The sequence below is a fragment of the Chryseobacterium sp. 'Rf worker isolate 10' genome (assembly GCF_050753305.1).
In the GTDB taxonomy this organism is placed as follows: domain Bacteria; phylum Bacteroidota; class Bacteroidia; order Flavobacteriales; family Weeksellaceae; genus Chryseobacterium.
The window spans coordinates 1,937,194-1,956,064 of the sequence record NZ_JBOZOF010000001.1 but is presented as its reverse complement, the minus strand read 5'-3'; the positions used below and the strand labels follow the sequence as shown (position 1 = coordinate 1,956,064).

The window sequence follows — 18,871 nt, the reverse complement described above, 5'->3', positions numbered from 1 at the left end:
CATTCATGATGAGAATATTTAAGAGAATTATTTTATTTTTAGCCATATTACTAATCATTTTGTTAGTTGTGGCAGCCTTTATCTCAGGAGACTGCAAATATGAAAAAACAATTTCTATCAATGCGTCTGTAGATAAAGTATGGCAAAATACCAATACCCTCAAAGCAATGGATCAATGGAGCCCTTGGAATGAGCTTGATCCCAATATGAAAAAGGACTGGACTGGTACAGCAGGACAACCCGGAGAAAAAGTTTGCTGGGACAGTAAAAATGAAAATGCAGGAAAAGGATGTCAGGAAGTAAAAAAAGTAGATGAAGCAGGTAAAAGAATAGAAACGGAAATCAAATTTCTTACGCCATATGAAAGTGAAGCAAACGCTTATGTAACAGTAGTACCCGAAGGAAACGGGAGTAAGGCAACATGGGGATTTACATCACAGATTCCTTATCCGTTTACGCTGATAAAGCTGTTTATGAATATGGACAATGCTATTGGAAAAGACTATCAGAAAGGGCTTTCAAAATTAAAAGCTTTATCTGAAAAACCTCAATAAAAATACAAACTAAACTTAAAAAAACAAAACAATTATGGCAACAGTAAACGTTTACCTGACATTCAATGGAAATTGTAAAGAAGCATTCGACTTCTATAAATCTGTTTTCGGAGGAGAATATCCTTACATCGGAACATTTGGAGAAATGCCTCCAATGGAAGGAAAAGAAACTTCAGAAGAAGATAAAAACAAAATCATGCATGTTTCACTTCCGATCTCTAAAGAAACGATTTTGATGGGAAGCGATACAGGAGGAGAGTGGTCTTCCAACTTCAAGGCAGGAAATAACTTCTCTATTTCTGTAAATGCAGAATCTAAAGAAGAAGCAGACAAATTATTCGGTGGTCTTTCTGCAGGAGGGCAGGTAACAATGCCAATGGCAGATACTTTCTGGGGAGCTTATTTCGGAATGTTTTCGGATAAATTCGGAATCAACTGGATGGTAAACTATGACGATCCTGCTAAAATGCAGCAGCACCCATAAGATTTATATTTTGTATTCGAAATATAGTTAAAACTTACCGGCAATGATCTTGTCGGTTTTTTATTTGGTATATATTTGCATCCCGAAAATTTTTAAATTTGATGAAAAAGAAACTGCTCATCAATAATAAAAATAGTATTCTTTAAACATAAAAAACATAAAAAATGAAATTTACAATCGAAAACATTAAAGCTGAACATCAAAAAGTAAAAAGCGGAGCCGATTTTCCTCAATATATTCAGGCTATAAAAGCGCTGGGAGTTTCTCATTACAAAGCCTATGTTTCAGACGGAAATACCGAGTATTTTAATAACCAAAACGAATCTGTTCAAACAGGAAGAAAATATGATACCCTTACCGTTTCCGATACTTTAAACCTTGACCATTTTAAAACAAGACTGAAACTCCACCAGCAGGGAGGAACAGATTATATAACTTTCTGTAAAGACTGTGCAGAAAACGGAATCAAAGGCTGGACAATGGATCTTCATGTGATGACTTGTACCTATTTTGACCAAACTGAAACAGATGTACTTGCAGAACAGGTTCCAGGATAATGCTTTAGAGAAAACCGGGTGAAATATAATTCATCCTGTTTTTCTTTCCATCATGTGATAAAATATTGTTTGCTATTATTGATTAAAATTATTAATTTTGTTAAAAACGATAGATAATAGTAATTGATAAGCATGAGAAAGGTTTTTAGGAAGTTGGCATTCACCGTATTAAGTTTGGGATCCATATTCACATTTGCTCAGAAAAATGATTTGGGAGCGTGGTATATGTATTTCGGAAATAACAAGATCAGTAAAAAGCTTAACTGGCATAATGAAATTCAATATCGTAATTTCGATGCCGTTGGAGACCTGGAACAGTTGCTGATCCGTACAGGGATCGGGTATGATCTTACAGAAAATAACAACAATGTTTTATTGGGATACGGTTTCATTCTGAGCCAGCCTTATGTGAACGGAGAGAAAAAAGAGAATATAGAACACCGAATTTTCCAGCAGTATATTACCAAGCAGAAATTTGGACGTTTCTATCTTCAGCACCGCTACCGTTTGGAAGAACGTTTTCTGGAAGATGACTTCAGAATGAGATTTCGTTACATGCTGGGAGTGAATATTCCGATTACTCAAAAGGAAATGCTGCCGAAAACCATTTATGCATCAGTATACAATGAGATTTTTCTACACTTCAATAGCCCGGTTTTCGACAGGAACAGAGTTTATGGAGCTTTAGGATACGTCATTAATAAAAATATGAGGATTGAAGCAGGTTATATGAATCAGATTCAGGAGAACAGAAACCGCGGGCAGATTCAAATAGGTTTTTATAATAACATTCCATTTACTAAAAACTGATCATGACCGCTGCTGAATGCCTGAGGAAAATCATTATTTGAAAAATAAAAAATAATAAACACCACAAAAAATAAACACCTATGCATTCAGGAAAAAGATTTGGAGCCCGTGAGTTCATTATCTGGACCAGACGGAGCATTTACGCTCTGATTGTATTATCAGCTATTCCTACAGTTTTGTACTTTCTAGGCTGGAAATTTCTCTCTGTTCCCTGGCAGCCGATTGCCATCATGGGAACAGCGGTTGCTTTTATCGTTGGATTTAAAAACAATGCCAGCTACAGCAGACTCTGGGAAGCAAGACAGATCTATGGAGCGATTATCAATGACAGCCGTAGCTTTGGATATGTTCTGAGAGATGCACTGTCTTCCAAAGATCCTGTTAAAGTAAAAGAAATGTTTCTTCGTCATTATGCATGGCTTACAGCATTGAGATTTCAGCTTCGTGAACCAAGAGCATGGGAGAACATGGGGACAGAGCAATATGATGAATATGCTAAAAAGTATGATATTCCGGAGAGGCTTTCCAAACTGGATGAAGAATTGAAAAAATACCTTTCTGAACCCGAACTCCAGTATATTTTAAGCAAAAAGAACCGGGCTACACAATTGATGGCGAAACAGAGCAAAGCATTGTCTGAAGCTTATGAAAAAGGAGAACTCAATGATTTTCAATGGACGCAGATCAATCAGCAGTTGGTAAAGTTTACTGATGATCAGGGAAAAGCAGAAAGAATTAAAAACTTTCCTTATCCAAGAAACTTCTCTTCAATCACCACTTATCTATTGCTTTTATTCATTGTTTTTGTGCCTTTCGGATTACTGAAGGAGCTGGATAAATTGGGAGAGGGAACAATAGTGGAAGGGTGGACATTATGGTTTAATATTCCATTTTCTTTACTGGTGACATGGTGTTTTCATACCCTAGACAGTGTAGGAGAAGCCTCTGTGAACCCTTTTGAAGGAAGCCCTAATGACGTTCCAATCACTCAGATCAGCCGTACCATAGAAATTGATATGAGAGATATGCTGGATGAATCTGATCTTCCGCCAGCCATCACCCCGAAGAATAATATTGTTCTTTAATCTTGCCTGTTTTAGCAAAAAAACATTTAAACTTAAAATATAAGGTTTGGAAGTCTTTCCAAATAAAAAATAACACTTAAAAAACTTACTTAAAATGATTCACAGCTATGTTATAATATCGATTGCAGTACTGCTGTCTGTGATGATATTGGTAATGATCGGCCAGAAATTAAAAGTAGCTTATCCCATTTTTCTTGTGATTGCGGGATTACTGATAAGCTTTATACCAGGAATGCCGCGTATTGAAATAGAGCCGGATTTGGTCTTCCTTATTTTCCTGCCGCCTATTTTGTTTGAAGCTGCATGGTTCACTTCATGGCAGGATTTTCATAAATGGAGAAAGCAGATTTTTTCAATGGCTTTCGGATTGGTATTTTTAACTTCAATAGTTGTAGCTTATCTTTCATCTTCCATTATTCCTGGGCTTACAGTAGCCATGGGATTCTTATTGGGAGGTGTAAATTCTCCACCGGATGCAGTGGCCGCTACTTCAGTTCTGAAACATATGAAAATCCCTAAAAAGATTACCAGTATTCTGGAAGGGGAGAGTTTGATCAATGATGCGTCCAGTTTGATTGTCTTTAAATTTGCTCTGGCAGCCGTTATTTCAGGGCAGTTTATCTGGAGAGATGCCGTTCAGGATTTCTTTACTATGGCTATTGGAGGGATTGCTGTAGGAGTTGCCGTTGGCTTTTTATTTGGTGCATTACTTAGGATTATTCCTACCAACTCCAATATAGACACAATTATCACCCTTATTGTTCCTTACATTATGTATGTAGGAGCAGAGCATTTCCACTTTTCAGGAGTATTGGCAGTAGTGGCTGGAGGTTTACTGATGTCATACAATTCACATTGCTATCTGAGCCATACCTCGAGGATACAGTCCGGAAATGTGTGGAGTGTCCTCATATTCCTGATGAATACCATCATCTTTATCTTGATTGGTCTTGAACTTCCTATTGTAGTGGAAGGGATGAAAGAATATACGATCTCTGAAGGTATTTTCTACAGTGTTGTGATTGGTGGTGCAATTATCGGAACAAGAATTCTGTACAGTTATGCACTGATGTATTTCCCGAGAGTTTGCTCTAAAGAATTAAGATTAAAAGTTCCCAAGCCCGATTGGAAGGAGCCGTTTATCATCAGTTTTGCAGCAATGAGGGGAGTGGTTTCACTGGCTGCAGCCTTGTCGATTCCAGCTTTTTTACCTAATGGAGAAGCATTTCCACACAGAAATATTATTTTATTTGTAACTTTTGTTATCATATTGATTACCCTGGTAGGACAAGGATTATTGTTGAGTCCGATTCTGAAATTATTGAATATTCAGGATGCAGGAAGTGAGCTACCGGAAGAAAAACAGGAAGTAATCCTTATGCGAAAACTGAAAGAAACAGCATTACACAAACTGGATAATGATTTTTCTGAATTAGCTGTAACCAACAGCCTGGTTCGTCATCAGAAGCACAAGTTAGAAAATGAAATGATGCTGATGGCGGACAAAGCACAATGTATGGCTTCCACAGGAGATTATGTTTTGGCTATTAATGAAAATAAAGATGTCCTTCGACAGATCATTCAGGCACAGAGAAACGAATTGCACAGAATGAAAAGAGAGAAAATATTTGATGATCACGTGATGAGAACCATTGAAATGCAGCTGGATTTTGATGAAGCGAAGATCACAGGTTTTTCCCATGGGTAATTAAAAAATAAACCACAAAAGCCACAAAAGGATAGAAGTTAAAATGAACTTGTATAATAAAAAGTTCACCAAATGAAAATTCTGAAATTTTAAAGGCTTAAGTGTACTTTTCACAAGTAGAAACTTAAACTTTGAATAATTCAGAGATAAAACTTTTGTGACTTTTGTGGTTAAATATTACAGACAAAATGTTTACATTTAGACATATTAAATCTATAATATGAGCACACCCATCACTGTTCAATACACCATAAATGCTCCGGCTGAAAAAGTCTGGAAAGCATTAACCGATAAAAATGAAATGAAATCCTGGTATTTTGATATCCAGGATTTTGTGTTGGAGACAGGAAAAGAATTTAATTTCTATGAACCTGGAGGAGCCAATAAATACCATCATCACGGTGAAATTTTAGAAATAATACCTAATCAAAAATTAAAACATACGTGGTCTTATCCTGATTTTTCAGCACTGAAAACCATTGTAACCTGGGAATTGCAATCCCGGGACGGACAAACTTTGGTAAAGCTTACCCATGATGATATTGAAAATTTCAAAGATTTAGGAGAAGGCTTTTCACGGGAAAACTTTACAGAAGGCTGGAACACTATTTTGGGACAGAGTCTAAAAGAATATTTAGAAAAATAGACGATGATTACATTACAGCCCTTTACAATACATGATGCTCCACAACTGATTTCAAAAATAAAAGATGAGCGAATGCTTCTTCAGTTTGCCGGACCCGTATATCGTTTTCCTCTCACAGAAGAACAGTTGGAAACCGATTTGTCTGATGAAAAAAGAACCTTATTTAAAATTACAGATCAAACCGGAAGCACAATAGGTCATGCTCAGATTTTCTTAAAAGAAAAAACATTTCTGTTGGGAAGAATCCTGATTTGGGATGAGAACAACAGAGGAAAAGGATATGGTAAGAAAGTAATGCAGGAACTTCTGAAATATGGTTTTACTCATTTTAATAAAGAAACTGCAGAGCTAAATGTCTACGACTGGAATACCGGAGCTATCGAATGCTACAGAAAAGTAGGTTTCACTTTTGATCCTGGCATTAAAAGTGAAGCAAAGATTGATCAGGAAACTTGGGTTTCCCTCAATATGAAAATCAATAAAAACAATTTTGAATTACAGGAATCATGACACCGTTTACTGCACTTCGTCCTATTTTCTGGACAGAAAAACTCGATGAAACCATTGCATTTTACATGAATGTTCTTGGATTTACCCTGATGGGTAGAAATGATGACTGGCAGTGGGCTTCCCTTAGAAAAGATGACGTATACATTATGCTCTCTCAGCCTAACAAACATGAGAACAATACTTCCATTGGGTTTTCCGGTTCATTTTATTTCAATGTAAATAAAGTGGATGATCTTTGGGAAGATCTTAAAACAAAAGCCAAAGTATGCTATGAAATTGAAACTTTTGAATGGGGAATGAGAGAATTTGCCATCTATGATAACAACGGTTATATATTACAATTTGGTGAAGCAGCAGATAATGTTGGCAATACGGAATAAAATTTGCTATTTTTGGAGAAATATTTAGAAATTCAATGAAAAAAAGTATAATAGCGGGTTTCGCAGCGATTTTATTATTAGCGTCTTGTAATAAGGATAAAGAGATTCTTAATACATTAAACACTTATAATACTTCAATGGAGGCAAAGGGATACCATTTCGGAGATAAACTTGAGCTTCCGAAAGAAGTAACGGAAAATGCAGAAAGCGTGACTATCAGCTTTGGAGATAAAGAAACAACGAACTTAACAATTGATCCCAAATTTTTTACTTTGGGTGACAACGCTGTTACATTCAACATCAAAACTAAAGGCGGTGAAGTCCTGAATCAGGATGCTACCATCAATGTATTTGCAAAAAATCCTGAAAAAAATATCGCTTACCAGATTGTAGCAGAATATCCTCATGATCCTAAAAACTTTGTACAGGGATTCCAGATCGAAGGAAATACCATCTATGAAAGTGACGGACAGAACGGATCTTCTCAGATTTTAAAATACACCCTTGGAACAACAACCCCTCTTGCATCTACAAAACAGGCTCAGGAAGATTTTTCTGAAGGAAGCACAATCGTTGGAGATAAAGTGTATCAGCTGACATGGCAGAGCAAAAAAGGATATATTTATGATAAAAGCTCTTTAAAACTGTTATCAGAATTTCCTTACCCTAACGTATTGGGAGAAGGTTGGGGATTGACATATGACGGGAAAAGCTTAATCGCTTCAGATGGAAGTAAACTTTTATACTTCTTAGATGTAAACAACCCTTCAAAACTGATCAAATATATTGCAGTGGCAGGAAGTTCTCAGGCATATGACCAATTGAACGAGCTTGAATTCCACAACGGGTTTATTTATGCTAACGTATGGCAAAAACCTATTATTCTAAAAATCAACCCTGCTAACGGAGAGGTAGTAGGAACTTTTGATTTTACCGAAATTGCAAAACAGAATACCAAAGGAAGTGATGACGTTCTGAACGGAATTGCTTTTAAAGGCGACAATATGCTTGTAACAGGTAAGAACTGGTCAAAAATTTATGAAGTTCAGATCAAGTAATCTGTCTTTACCAATAAAAAAATAGAAGTAGCGTTCCTTTGAGAGCGCTATTTTCGTTTTAAGGACTAAAATTTAGTATTTTTGACTCATGATTAATAACTTTATTAAGCGAAATATTAACGTTGGCTTTGCAGCAGTTCTTTTGCTGGCCTCTTGCAGTAACAATGAAAAAATGCTTGATTCTTTGGCAGATTATAATAATGCAAAAGAAGAAAAAGGCTATCATTTCGGAGATAAAATTGAATTACCAAAAGAAATTACAGAAAATACAGAAAGCATCGCAGTGAGCTTCAGAGATAAGGAAACAACGGATTTATCGATTGATCCGAAGTTTTTCACTTTGGGAGATAACAATGTAATTTTTATCATCAAAACAAAAGGAGGTGAGGTCCTGAACCAGGATGCTACCATCAATGTGTTCTCAAAAATCAAAGAACAGGACATTCCGTATAAAATAGTAGCTGATTACCCTCACGACCCTAAAAATTTTATTGAAGGTTTTGTCGTGGAAGGAAATACCGTATATGAAAGTGACGGGATGAACAAAGCTTCACAGCTTATAAAATATACCTTAGGATCATCTGTTCCTAAGATTGTTGCAAAGCAGCCTGCTGAGATTTTCTCTGAAGGTTGTACCATTGTCGGAGATAAAATATATCAGCTGACTTACCGGAATAAACTCGGTTTTATTTACGATAAAAATACGTTAAAGAAAATATCCGAATTTCCTTTGCCCAACATCATCGGAGAGGGCTGGGGGCTTACGTATGACGGAAAAAATCTGATTGCTACAGACGGCTCAAAGAATCTTTATTTTCTGGATGTTGATAATCCGTCAAAAGTAGTAAAAACTGTTTGTGTTGCCGGAAATAAGATGATTTATGATCAGCTCAATGAGCTTGAATACCATAATGGATTTATCTATGCTAATGTCTGGCATAAACCAGTTATAATAAAAATTAATCCTAAAACCGGAGACGTAGTCGGAAAATTTGATTTTACCCAACTCACAAAGGAGAATAGTAGCGGAAACAGCGAACATGTTTTAAACGGAATCGCTTTTAAAGGTGAAAATATGCTCGTAACAGGGAAAAACTGGCCAAAAATTTATGAAGTTGCCTTTTAATAAACACAATAAATTGACAAAGTTTATATTCTGTAGAACATTTCTTTTTTCCGCACCAAGATGGTCTCGATTTTGATTGATATGAAAGAAGATTGTACTGAATTTTATGGTCTTTTGGATGAAATTATTTTTCAGTATCTTGACCACATTAAAAAAGCAGAGTGAAGTTTTTAAACATACTATTTTTTCTCCTTTTCTGTACGGCTTCGGCGCAGAATATGATTCCTTTAGATACCTTGAAACTCAAGGAAGCTAAAGATATGCTTGCCGATGACTATGGAAGTCTGTATATCTATAAAAACAAGGATTTTAGTTTTACCAAATATGATTCTTTAGGAAAGCAGATCGGGAAAATGATGCTTACCGTTCCTTATAAAGTACAATCTGTACAAAACCCCCTGAATGTGCCTTTGTTTTCTGAAAATGCTCAGGAAATGAAATTTGTAGATCAGAATATGAATGAAATTCAAAAGCTGGATTTTAAACAAAAATTTGGGTTCATCAGAATGGCATATGCTGAAGATCTGCAGCAGCTATGGCTTTTGGATGACAGTACAAAACGCTTGATACAGTACAATTTCAGAAATGATACAACGATCAATTCATATCCTTTTGACATCAGTTTCGAAGATCTGATGGATATGCTGGTGTATGAAAATAAAGTCTATATTTTAACGAGAAAACACATCAGAATTTACAGCCTGAAATTTGAAAAGCTGTTTGAAGCCCCTTTGGATAACGGGAAACGCTTTAGAAGAGAGAATGATGCCATTCTTGTGGTTGCTAATAATTTCATTTCACAATATATTCCTGAAAAAGGGATGGTGACTATTTTTGAAGATCAGGATGCACAAATTGTGGATAAAAATATCCTCTCTTATTTTGAAATCAAGGGTAACAAACTCTATCTTTACAGCCTTGAAAAAGTAAAGAAAGCCAAACAGCAAAAACAGCTCGAAGCTCAGCCGGAATCTCTACAGCAGCCTACAGAAAAACCAGTAGAAAAACCTGAAGAAACCCCCAAAGAGACTACAGCAGAGAAGCCTTCAGACAATACATTACAAAAATTGATCGAAGATGCTTCCGAAGTTCAGACAGACGGCCTTGAAAAACTTATCAATTAATCAATAAATACAAGGAAAAAGAATATTTATGCATATTGCAGTTACAGGAAACATCGGAGCAGGAAAAACAACTTTGACGACGATGCTTTCCAAGCATTACGGATGGGATGCACAATTTGAAGACGTAGATCATAACCCTTATCTGGAAGATTTTTATTCAGATATGAGCAAATGGAGTTTTGCACTGCAGGTATATTTCCTGGGAAGCAGATTCCGTCAGGTAAAAGAAATCAGAGAAAGTGGTAAAAACATTATTCAGGATCGTACCATTTATGAAGATGCCCATATTTTTGCGGAGAACTTAAATGATATGAATCTTCTTTCGGACAGGGACTTCAATAACTATTCGTCAGTTTTTGATTTGATGAAATCTTTTGTTTCCGCTCCGGATCTGTTGATTTACTTAAAATCAGACGTTCCCAATCTGGTTAAAAAAATCTACAAAAGAGGTCGTGAATATGAAGCATCAATCAGTATTGAATACCTTTCCAAACTCAATCAGAAGTACGAAAAATGGATTTCCAATTATACGGAAGGAAAGCTTCTGATCGTAGAAGTGGATGATCTTGATTTCGTAGAAAAACCGGAAGATTTCGGATTTATTCTGGAAAAAATTGAAGCTGAACTTCACGGATTGTTTTAACATATTTTTATCAGTACATTAAGACATACTCAGGGTAATTCTTTTTAAATTTGTTGAAAGCAAGTTTAATTTTTTGAATAATAGATCATGGTAGTTAAAGTTTTACATAACGGAAATTGTTCAAAGTCAAATGCTGTATTAGAGTATCTTGACGAAAACGGAGTGACTTTTGAGATCATTAATATTGTTGAAGATCCGCTAAGTATTCTTGAGATCAAAACTGTGCTGAAAAAACTCAATCAGAGTGTTTTTCACATCATCCGTAAAACAGATAAGCTATATCTTGAAAATTACGCAGATAAAAACTACTCAGAAGAAGAATGGCTGAAAATTCTGTCAGAAAACCCATCTCTGATACAAAGGCCTATTTTAGTAAAAGGTTCAGTAGCAATGCTGGGAAGACCTATTGAAAATGTGAAATTCTTTATTGAAAAGTAAAGACATACATTATAAAAACCGCTCTGTTCAAAGCGGTTTTTTATTTATCTGGTTTTGTCTTTCGTCTTATCAGATCCGATTATTGCATTGTATAATGCTTCCAGTTCCTTCGGAGGATTACCGGAGTCAAAACTTGAAGAGGTATACTCAGTTCCATTGGAAGTGATTATAAGATTGCTTGCCAATGCACGGTCAGAGTGTCGGCCTGTAGTAGGAGATGGGAGAACTGCTATTTTGGATAGATCAATAGTTCCGGCCAGCTTAGAAACTGTACTCCATTCTGAAGGAGATATCTTAGCATTAACAACTTCTTCATTGGTGTTTGTTGTCTTTGAAGATGGGGTGTAGATAATGCTTTTTCTGAACCCTCTTGTCATTTCTGTTAATTGAATTTGTTCAATCTTTTGCTTTTGAACTGCGTTGGTGATATTGGTTGTATTATCACTATTATTTTTATGCATACAGCTCGTTGCAGTGGTGGCCGTTAAAATAACATTAAATAAGATCAGTTGGATGTTCATTGTGCTTTGGTTTATATTTTTGGGATAATAAAAAAACCGTTTCATTACTTGATGAAACGGTTTTGTTTTACAATAGAATAACGCCTTCTATCTTTGCTACTTCTTTATAAATATTCACAACCTGATTGGCATCCAAAACAAATGCATTGATGTTGCAGGCAGTGTATTTTCCATTTTTACTTTCTCTGTTTCCCAGTGTAAATTTTATACCATCAAAAACTCTGTAGATTTCAGTAAGTTTTGTCTGGTCTGTAGGAATAATAAATTTAAATAAATAATCCTCCGGAAAATCATGATGATCCTCCAGTTTGTCCTTCAGGGACTTGTAAAAATCCTCAGGGCTTGCGTGTTGATTTCCTTGTAATATATCCATCTGCAATTATTAATATAATATAAATATAACGAAATTTTTCCTATTTTCCAAACGGTCCAAGGAGAGATTTAGAGTTCTTGTTCTCATAATCTTCAATGATATTGAACAGTCCGTTCACCAGTTGTTCTGAAGCAAGCTGGCTCAATCCACCAGAATTAACTGTGTTTTTATTACCACCTAAAAGACTTCCCAGAAAATTACTTCCTGATAAAGCTGTATTGATGGTTTTTACAATTCCGTATTCATTCAGTTTTTCATCTACTTTAGGCGAGATGGCTGCAATAAGCTGCTGAGATGTCTTTTCTTTCAGAACCTGTGTAGCCGTAGTTCCCTGCATAATTCTCGTTACATCCTGAGCATTCAGGCTGTTTACAGCACCTTCCAAAATCGGTTTTGAGGTATTTACCGTATAAGCTGCAGCCTGTGCAATATAATCTCTTTCTTTGGCAACCAATGAAGGAGCTACTTTTTCCAGCATAGAGTTGATATCTCTCAACTCCTTCGGAAGAGCTTTATCTACCATATTATTCTGAAGGAAGGCTTCTTTGTTTCCATAAATGCCCATTCCCTTATCAATACCATTGAGCAGGATTCTTTTAATAATAGAAAGCCCCATGTCCGATGTGGCCAGTGTTGTACATGATTGTACACTCGTGGTAATGACAGCACCGGTCCCGATCATAAGAGCGGCTGCAATGATATATTTTTTCATTGATCTTTTTATTGATTCTTTGTAAATGCTTTTCTCAAAAACTGCACCAAAGGTAATTACTATTCTCTATTTAACAAAATATTAAATTGACAGTCGGATTTGGTGAATTTTTGAACTTCAAATGTTAATTTAACATTAATGAAATAGCGGATAATTGATCATTATATTGAGCATAAAATTATAATATTTGAATATTTGTCATTTTTAATGTAATGAAACAAGGGAATATTTAAATGTTTAAGATAATTTAACATTGTTCGATATTTTTTATATTTTTGGCTAATGTCTTTTTTTGAGATTTTAAATAACTCCACTATTTAGAGACAGGAAAATTGAATTTATTTGAATAAAATTGAAACTATATGAAACAAAGTAATTTAAAGTACTCATGTCTCATTGCTGTTCTGTACTTCGGTATGAACGTCAATGCACAGACTGCTAGAAAAGATACTACTGCCAAAGAGCAGAAGATCGAAGAAGTAGTTTTGATCGGATATGGGGCTCAGAAAAAAGAAAACGTTACCGGAAGTATCGGAATGGTTTCTGCAAAAGACCTTGCTGACAAGCCTAATGCTAACCCAATAAGCTCCATACAGGGTAGGCTTGCAGGGGTAAACATCACCAATACAGGTACTCCTGGCGGGTCTCCAAGAGTAGACATCAGAGGAGTTGGTTCCTTAACAGGAAATACTGTTTTTATTGTAGATGGTATGATAACTACTGATATCTCTTTCCTTAACCCTCAGGATATTGAATCTATGAGTGTATTGAAAGATCCATCGAGTTTGGCCATTTTTGGAGCTCAGGCTGCCAATGGTGCTGTAATTATCAAGACCAAAACCGGAAAAGGAAAACCTGTTTTTAGTGTAAATTCTTATTTAGGAATTAAAAAGGTGACCAACATTCCTAAAATGGTTAATTCTGATCAGTATATTCAGCTTTATAATGAGAAGTTGCTTAATGACAACAATGGAGACCCTACAGGATCAATTTCAAGAGCTAATTTCCCTGCAGATACCAACTGGTACAATGAGATTTTCCGTACAAGCATCATTAATGCAAACGATTTCTCGGCAACCGGAAGCATAGGAAAGCTTAATTATTATGGTAGCGTAGGATATCTTCAAGATGAAGGTAACCTTGCAGCAGGTCATGGAATTAACTCCGGAAGTGGTTTTAACAGATTTAATACAAAATTGAACCTTAGCTATAAAATTACAGATAACATCACTATTGGAGATAACTTCAGTTTTTCCAAGATGCGTACTGATGTAGCACAGAATCCTTTGTTAAATGCATATAATGCTCCTCCTATATTTTCTGTAATGAATCCTGCTACAGGAGATTATCAGTTTTTCAACGGATATTCTATACCAAACCCAAGAGCAAGACTAGATCTATATCGTTCACAAGTAAGGCAGGAGAGATTGCTTAATAACATCTGGGGAGAATTAAAATTCCTGAAGGATTTTACATTTAGAATCAGTTATTCCAGTGATAATTACAGCCCTAGCCAATATGAGTATACCCCTACACTTAATTATGTTCCTGTTTCCAGCCAGGTAGCATCTTCGTTAGTTACAAGAAATTTTAGAAATAGAAACTACGTTTGGGATAATACAATTAACTGGAAGAAAAGTTTTGGTAATCATCATTTTGATATCCTTGCAGGTTTTTCCAGAACAAGAACTTCTTTGTCACAAGACTACTGGTCTGCTAAGAATGTTAATTACGACGGAACAAACGGATCTTTAAATATTGCCAGCGGTACAGACCTTGTTCATGTGGAAGGTGTAGATAGGGATGATGCTGTTGTTTCGGGAGTTTTCCAGGATCAGCAAAGAATTGAATCTTTCTTTGGAAGAATTAACTATGATTATAAAGGTAAATATTTAGTAAACGCATCGATACGCAGAGATGCCAGCTCACAAATTAATGTTGATAGATCTAAAACTTTTCCGGCAATTAGTGCAGGTTGGGTAATCTCTAAAGAAGACTTTATGAGTGAGCAGAATGTCTTCAATTTGTTAAAATTGAGAGCAAGTTATGGTGAATTAGGAAACCCTAATGTAGGAAGAGGATATACGGCCAATACAACTATTATAGGTGGTGGAGCATATTTTGGCAATTCAGGTTATCCTGCGCAGACTATTGATAAATTTATTGATCCAAACATTGGTTGGGAAACAACAACTGGTAAAGATGTAGGGCTGGAAATGGCTTTACTTAATAATAAGCTTAAAATTGATGCGGCTTATTATGACAAAGATTCCAAAAATGTAGTGTACGGTGTAAACCAGGGAACGGTATCTGGTGCAAGTAACTGGAACAATTTTGTAACAAACGCTTACTCTTTTAAAAATAAAGGTTTTGAAGTTTCTGTTAATTACAATACTAAATTAAGTGAAAATGTTACTTTTGGAATATATGGTAATTTTACGTCACTTAAAAATGAAATCACATCTGTATATGGTGGATCTTATTTAGAAACAGGAGCTAGTTTATTCGGAAATTCTATTGTTAGATTACAAAGTGGTCAGGCGGTAGGTTCTTACTACGGATATCAGGTGGCTGGTGTTTTCCAGACCGATGCAGAAGCAGCGGCTTCAGGACAGCCGGGAGCAAAAGCAGGATGGTTCAAATTTGCAGATCAGGATGGTAACGGGACTATTGACTCAAGAGATAAAACATTCTTAGGAAGCCCAATTCCTAAAGGAACTTATGGTTTTGGAGTTAATTTTAATGTATATGATTTTGATATCGCTGTTGATTTCCAAGGGGTATTTGGTAACAAAATATACAACTATAACCGTGAGCAGCGTTTTGGAAACGAAACCTGGGATTTAGATATGTATAATAACAGATGGCATGGAGCGGGTACTTCTAATACCAATGCAATGATTACTTCCAATCAATCCATCATTTTGCCAAACAGTTTCTATGTAGAAGATGGCAGCTACATCAGATTAAGAAATGTTCAGGTTGGTTATAACTTACCAAAATCTCTTGCGCAATCCTTATCACTAACCAAGCTGAGGTTATATGTAAGCGCCCAAAACCCTTGGACAAGTTTCAAATATAATGGGTTCTCACCAGAGATTACAAATACAGACAGAGTACAGATGGGAATTGATAATAATATCTATCCAATCTCTGCTATTTATACATTCGGTATGAACTTAACATTTTAATTAAAAAAATTATGAAAAAAATATTTTTAACACTCTCCATACTTTCTTTAAGCATAAGTTGTAATAATGACTTTGTAGATATTAAAGATGAAGGGCAAACGAATGTAGCAAATTTCTTTACAACACAGGATGATGCAATGCAGGCTACAAGTGCTATTTATAGCTTTTTAAGAAGCTGGGAAAACACAGGTTTTCCTGCCCAATATGTATTTGGGGTAACAGGTGATGATGTAGAAAAAGGGTCTAATCCTGGAGATGCATCGTTTATCAATGCTTATGATAATTTTACTTTTACAGTAAGTGATGATGGAGTAAGAGGATATTGGATCGGACAATGGCAGGCTGTAAACAGAGCCAATCAGGTGATTACAAATGTCCCTAAGATAGACATGGATGCTACACTTAAAAATAGGTTGGTAGCTGAAGCCAGAATGCTAAGAGCTTATTTCTACTTCAATCTGGTAAGAATCTATGGAGGAGTTCCAATATATGATGGATTACCAGCAGATGGAAACTATCTGAAAGCTAGAAATTCTACTGCGGAAGTTTACAATTTTATCGCTTCTGATCTTATTGCAGCTTCTCAAGTGTTACCTCAGACTTATTCCGCCGCAGATCGTGGAAGAGTAACAAAAGGGGCAGCTTTAGGATTACTTTCAAAAGTATATCTTTATATGAAAGACTATCAAAAAGCTTATGATACTTCCAATCAAGTTATTGGTATGGGGTATTCTTTAGATCCGGACTTCAACCATTTGTTCAGACCGGCTGGAGAATTTGGGTCAGAATCTGTTTTTGAAGTGAATTGTGATTGTGCTGCAGGATTTGGAGGCAGCCAGTATGCAGAAGTTCAGGGAGTAAGAAACCAGTTTGGATGGGGCTTCTTTACACCTACTCAGGAATTAGAAAATGCATTTGAGCCAGGAGATATCAGAAAAGAATTAAGTATTTTAAGAGAAGGAGAAACCACTCTTGAAGGAGATTTAATTAAGAAAGGAGATCCTCAGGCAGGTAATATGTGGAACCAAAAAGTGTATGTGCCAACATCTTTAAATAATAATGCGTGCGGCTATGGTTCTATCCAGAATATAAGAATTTTAAGATTTGCGGATATTCTTTTAATCAATGCAGAAGCTGCTAATGAATTAGGAAATACAGCTGCTGCGACTACAAGTATCAATAAAGTAAGAAACAGAGCTCAGCTTGGTAATACTACCGCTTCCAGTCAGGGTGCTCTTAGAACTGCAATCTGGCAGGAGAGAAGAGTAGAGCTGGCTATGGAAATGGATAGATTCCCGGATTTAGTAAGAACAGGTCAGGCTGCTACTTATTTAGGACCTAAAGGATTTAAAACAGGGAAGAATGAAGTTTTCCCAATTCCTTTGGACGCTATGAACCAGAGTAACGGACTTTTCGTTCAAAACCCTGGATATTAAAATAAATCATAAACATTAGAGGAGAATGAAAGTTCTCCTCTTCTTTTAGAACCTTATAACAAGAGATCTCATGAAAAGGAACATATTATCAATAGCTGTCACCTCTTTATTCTTTGTTTATTCCTGTAAAAATGCTCCAGTAGCAAAACAGGAAGCAGGAAAAATTGAAGCCGTAAAAAGTAACATCACAGATGAACAGCTGATGGACAGAGTACAGAAAGATGCCCTTAAGTACTTTTGGGACTATGCTGAACCCAACTCAATGCTGGGAAGAGAGCGTTATCATGAAGATAATATCTATCCGGATAATGACAAGCATGTAATCACTACAGGAGGTTCAGGATTCGGATTGGCAACTATTCTCGTAGGGGTAGAAAGAGGATTTGTTCCAAGAAAAGAAGCTGTAAAAAGGCTTACTCATATCATGGATTTTCTTGCAAAGGCAGACCGCCACAAAGGAGCATGGTCACATTGGATCAATGGAGAAACCGGAAAAACAGTTCCTTTTGGTAAAAAAGATAATGGCGGGGATCTTGTGGAAACGGCATTTCTTACTTCAGGAATTCTGATGGTTCGTGAATACTTCAAAAACGGAACTCCGGAAGAAAAAGCCCTTGCAGCAAAATGTAACGAGCTTTGGAAAGGAATTCAGTGGAACTGGTACACCAAAGGTGGTCAAAAAGTCCTTTACTGGCACTGGTCACCGGAATACCAATGGGAAATGAACTTTCCCCTGGAAGGATACAACGAATGCCTTATCACCTATATTCTGGCAGCATCTTCACCTACCTATTCCATTGATGCAGAAACCTATTACAAAGGATGGACGAGAAATGGAACCTACCTTACAGACAAAACAAAATATGGGTTACCTCTGTATGTAAAACACAATTATGCCGAAGAATATGGCGGACCGCTTTTCTGGGCGCAATATTCATATATCGGGCTTGATCCTACGGGATTATCAGATAAACTTGTGAAAAATTTCTTTGATATCAATAAAAACCAAACCCTTATCGATTACAAATACTGTGTTGAAAATCCAAAGCAATGGAAGGGGTATGGGACAAACTATTGGGGACTGACAGCCGGTTATACCAGAAATGAGGATGGAAGTGCAGGATATACCGCTCATATGCCGAGCAATGATAACGGAGTCATAACGCCTACAGCAGCATTGAGCAGCTTTCCTTATACTCCAAAAGAATCAATGGCTTTCCTGAGATTCATTTATACTCAAAAACCAGAATTTATAGGATCAGCTGGTCCTTATGATGCCACTTCAATCAATTACAACAATTGGTTTACCCCAAGATATCTGGCTATCGATCAGGGAACTATCGCTCCAATGATTGAAAACTACAGATCCGGATTTCTTTGGAAATTATTTATGAATGCTCCGGAAATTCAGCAGGGATTGAAAAAATTAAGCTTTCAGTCAGACAAATACGGAATAAAATAATCCAATTAGAAATGGGCTAAATCAATTTAAACAAAAAAAGATTAAATCCATTG

20 protein-coding genes are annotated in these 18,871 nt (G+C 36.2%); 17 read left to right on the top strand and 3 right to left on the bottom strand.

The genetic code is table 11. The features are described from left to right. Positions 1–5 precede the first annotated feature (5 nt). The 14 genes from LKL37_RS08885 (at position 6) to LKL37_RS08820 (ending at position 11,123) form a co-directional block, all read left to right on the top strand. The gene (locus LKL37_RS08885; RefSeq protein ID WP_431610194.1) at positions 6–554 is read left to right on the top strand and encodes an SRPBCC family protein; all 549 of its coding nucleotides are present in this window, start codon (positions 6–8) and stop codon (positions 552–554) included. Positions 555–588: 34 nt separating this feature from the next. Further along, entirely contained in the window at positions 589–1,038 is a 450-nt protein-coding gene (locus tag LKL37_RS08880; protein ID WP_431610193.1) for a VOC family protein, read from the top strand. A 164-nt stretch (positions 1,039–1,202) separates the two neighbouring features. Beyond that, complete coding sequence (locus tag LKL37_RS08875) at positions 1,203–1,595, top strand: DUF1398 domain-containing protein (protein ID WP_431610192.1); 393 nt, start codon at positions 1,203–1,205, stop codon at positions 1,593–1,595. Positions 1,596–1,727: 132 nt separating this feature from the next. Further along, positions 1,728–2,405 (top strand): DUF2490 domain-containing protein, encoded by a 678-nt coding sequence (locus tag LKL37_RS08870; RefSeq protein ID WP_431610191.1) that lies wholly within the window; start codon positions 1,728–1,730, stop codon positions 2,403–2,405. An 80-nt stretch (positions 2,406–2,485) separates the two neighbouring features. After that, positions 2,486–3,490 (top strand): bestrophin family protein, encoded by a 1,005-nt coding sequence (locus tag LKL37_RS08865; protein ID WP_431610190.1) that lies wholly within the window; start codon positions 2,486–2,488, stop codon positions 3,488–3,490. Positions 3,491–3,584: 94 nt separating this feature from the next. Next, positions 3,585–5,198: a Na+/H+ antiporter gene (locus LKL37_RS08860; RefSeq protein ID WP_431610189.1), complete on the top strand. Its 1,614-nt coding sequence runs from the start codon at positions 3,585–3,587 to the stop codon at positions 5,196–5,198. A 220-nt stretch (positions 5,199–5,418) separates the two neighbouring features. Beyond that, on the top strand, positions 5,419–5,844 hold the full coding sequence (locus LKL37_RS08855; RefSeq protein WP_431610188.1) for an SRPBCC family protein: 426 nt from the start codon (positions 5,419–5,421) through the stop codon (positions 5,842–5,844). A gap of 3 nt (positions 5,845–5,847) precedes the next feature. After that, entirely contained in the window at positions 5,848–6,354 is a 507-nt protein-coding gene (locus tag LKL37_RS08850; RefSeq protein ID WP_431610187.1) for a GNAT family N-acetyltransferase, read from the top strand. After that, entirely contained in the window at positions 6,351–6,734 is a 384-nt protein-coding gene (locus tag LKL37_RS08845; protein ID WP_431610186.1) for a VOC family protein, read from the top strand. The genes LKL37_RS08850 and LKL37_RS08845 overlap by 4 nt, the downstream gene beginning before the upstream one ends. Positions 6,735–6,769: 35 nt before the next feature. Next, on the top strand, positions 6,770–7,792 hold the full coding sequence (locus LKL37_RS08840; protein WP_431610185.1) for a glutaminyl-peptide cyclotransferase: 1,023 nt from the start codon (positions 6,770–6,772) through the stop codon (positions 7,790–7,792). A 103-nt stretch (positions 7,793–7,895) separates the two neighbouring features. After that, positions 7,896–8,918 carry a glutaminyl-peptide cyclotransferase gene (locus LKL37_RS08835; RefSeq protein ID WP_431610446.1) on the top strand — a complete coding sequence of 341 codons (1,023 nt, stop codon included), beginning with the start codon at positions 7,896–7,898 and terminating at the stop codon, positions 8,916–8,918. A gap of 161 nt (positions 8,919–9,079) precedes the next feature. Then, a complete protein-coding gene (locus LKL37_RS08830) occupies positions 9,080–10,042 on the top strand; it encodes a hypothetical protein (protein WP_431610184.1) in 963 nt (320 codons plus the stop codon). A gap of 28 nt (positions 10,043–10,070) precedes the next feature. Beyond that, a complete protein-coding gene (locus tag LKL37_RS08825; protein ID WP_002977952.1) occupies positions 10,071–10,685 on the top strand; it encodes a deoxynucleoside kinase in 615 nt (204 codons plus the stop codon). A gap of 87 nt (positions 10,686–10,772) precedes the next feature. Continuing rightward, complete coding sequence (locus LKL37_RS08820) at positions 10,773–11,123, top strand: ArsC/Spx/MgsR family protein (protein ID WP_105700843.1); 351 nt, start codon at positions 10,773–10,775, stop codon at positions 11,121–11,123. 44 nt (positions 11,124–11,167) lie between these two features. On the opposite strand, the gene LKL37_RS08815 is transcribed toward LKL37_RS08820, so the two are convergent. The 3 genes from LKL37_RS08815 to LKL37_RS08805 form a co-directional block, all read right to left on the bottom strand. Beyond that, positions 11,168–11,644, bottom strand: a complete 477-nt coding sequence (locus LKL37_RS08815) for a hypothetical protein (protein WP_431610183.1) — start codon at positions 11,642–11,644, stop codon at positions 11,168–11,170. A 67-nt stretch (positions 11,645–11,711) separates the two neighbouring features. Beyond that, on the bottom strand, positions 11,712–12,017 hold the full coding sequence (locus LKL37_RS08810; protein WP_431610182.1) for a DUF493 family protein: 306 nt from the start codon (positions 12,015–12,017) through the stop codon (positions 11,712–11,714). Between the two features lie 40 nt (positions 12,018–12,057). Next, positions 12,058–12,729: a DUF4197 family protein gene (locus tag LKL37_RS08805; RefSeq protein ID WP_431610181.1), complete on the bottom strand. Its 672-nt coding sequence runs from the start codon at positions 12,727–12,729 to the stop codon at positions 12,058–12,060. A gap of 362 nt (positions 12,730–13,091) precedes the next feature. Here LKL37_RS08805 and LKL37_RS08800 point away from each other — a divergent pair, with 362 nt between their 5' ends. The 3 genes from LKL37_RS08800 to LKL37_RS08790 all read left to right on the top strand — a co-directional run bounded on the left by LKL37_RS08800 (position 13,092) and on the right by LKL37_RS08790 (position 18,818). Next, positions 13,092–15,920, top strand: a complete 2,829-nt coding sequence (locus LKL37_RS08800) for a SusC/RagA family TonB-linked outer membrane protein (protein ID WP_431610180.1) — start codon at positions 13,092–13,094, stop codon at positions 15,918–15,920. 11 nt (positions 15,921–15,931) lie between these two features. Next, on the top strand, positions 15,932–17,356 hold the full coding sequence (locus tag LKL37_RS08795; RefSeq protein ID WP_431610179.1) for a RagB/SusD family nutrient uptake outer membrane protein: 1,425 nt from the start codon (positions 15,932–15,934) through the stop codon (positions 17,354–17,356). A 70-nt stretch (positions 17,357–17,426) separates the two neighbouring features. Then, entirely contained in the window at positions 17,427–18,818 is a 1,392-nt protein-coding gene (locus LKL37_RS08790) for a glucoamylase family protein (RefSeq protein WP_431610178.1), read from the top strand. The last annotated feature ends 53 nt before the right edge of the window (positions 18,819–18,871 follow it).

Bases quoted from the DNA above. Each gene is read 5' to 3' on its own strand.
- LKL37_RS08885 (WP_431610194.1), top strand. From the start codon at position 6: ATGATGAGAATATTTAAGAGAATTATTTTATTTTTAGCCATATTACTA.
- LKL37_RS08880 (WP_431610193.1), top strand. From the start codon at position 589: ATGGCAACAGTAAACGTTTACCTGACATTCAATGGAAATTGTAAAGAA.
- LKL37_RS08875 (WP_431610192.1), top strand. From the start codon at position 1,203: ATGAAATTTACAATCGAAAACATTAAAGCTGAACATCAAAAAGTAAAA.
- LKL37_RS08870 (WP_431610191.1), top strand. From the start codon at position 1,728: ATGAGAAAGGTTTTTAGGAAGTTGGCATTCACCGTATTAAGTTTGGGA.
- LKL37_RS08865 (WP_431610190.1), top strand. From the start codon at position 2,486: ATGCATTCAGGAAAAAGATTTGGAGCCCGTGAGTTCATTATCTGGACC.
- LKL37_RS08860 (WP_431610189.1), top strand. From the start codon at position 3,585: ATGATTCACAGCTATGTTATAATATCGATTGCAGTACTGCTGTCTGTG.
- LKL37_RS08855 (WP_431610188.1), top strand. From the start codon at position 5,419: ATGAGCACACCCATCACTGTTCAATACACCATAAATGCTCCGGCTGAA.
- LKL37_RS08850 (WP_431610187.1), top strand. From the start codon at position 5,848: ATGATTACATTACAGCCCTTTACAATACATGATGCTCCACAACTGATT.
- LKL37_RS08845 (WP_431610186.1), top strand. From the start codon at position 6,351: ATGACACCGTTTACTGCACTTCGTCCTATTTTCTGGACAGAAAAACTC.
- LKL37_RS08840 (WP_431610185.1), top strand. From the start codon at position 6,770: ATGAAAAAAAGTATAATAGCGGGTTTCGCAGCGATTTTATTATTAGCG.
- LKL37_RS08825 (WP_002977952.1), top strand. From the start codon at position 10,071: ATGCATATTGCAGTTACAGGAAACATCGGAGCAGGAAAAACAACTTTG.
- LKL37_RS08820 (WP_105700843.1), top strand. From the start codon at position 10,773: ATGGTAGTTAAAGTTTTACATAACGGAAATTGTTCAAAGTCAAATGCT.
- LKL37_RS08815 (WP_431610183.1), bottom strand. From the start codon at position 11,644: ATGAACATCCAACTGATCTTATTTAATGTTATTTTAACGGCCACCACT.
- LKL37_RS08810 (WP_431610182.1), bottom strand. From the start codon at position 12,017: ATGGATATATTACAAGGAAATCAACACGCAAGCCCTGAGGATTTTTAC.
- LKL37_RS08805 (WP_431610181.1), bottom strand. From the start codon at position 12,729: ATGAAAAAATATATCATTGCAGCCGCTCTTATGATCGGGACCGGTGCT.
- LKL37_RS08800 (WP_431610180.1), top strand. From the start codon at position 13,092: ATGAAACAAAGTAATTTAAAGTACTCATGTCTCATTGCTGTTCTGTAC.
- LKL37_RS08795 (WP_431610179.1), top strand. From the start codon at position 15,932: ATGAAAAAAATATTTTTAACACTCTCCATACTTTCTTTAAGCATAAGT.
- LKL37_RS08790 (WP_431610178.1), top strand. From the start codon at position 17,427: ATGAAAAGGAACATATTATCAATAGCTGTCACCTCTTTATTCTTTGTT.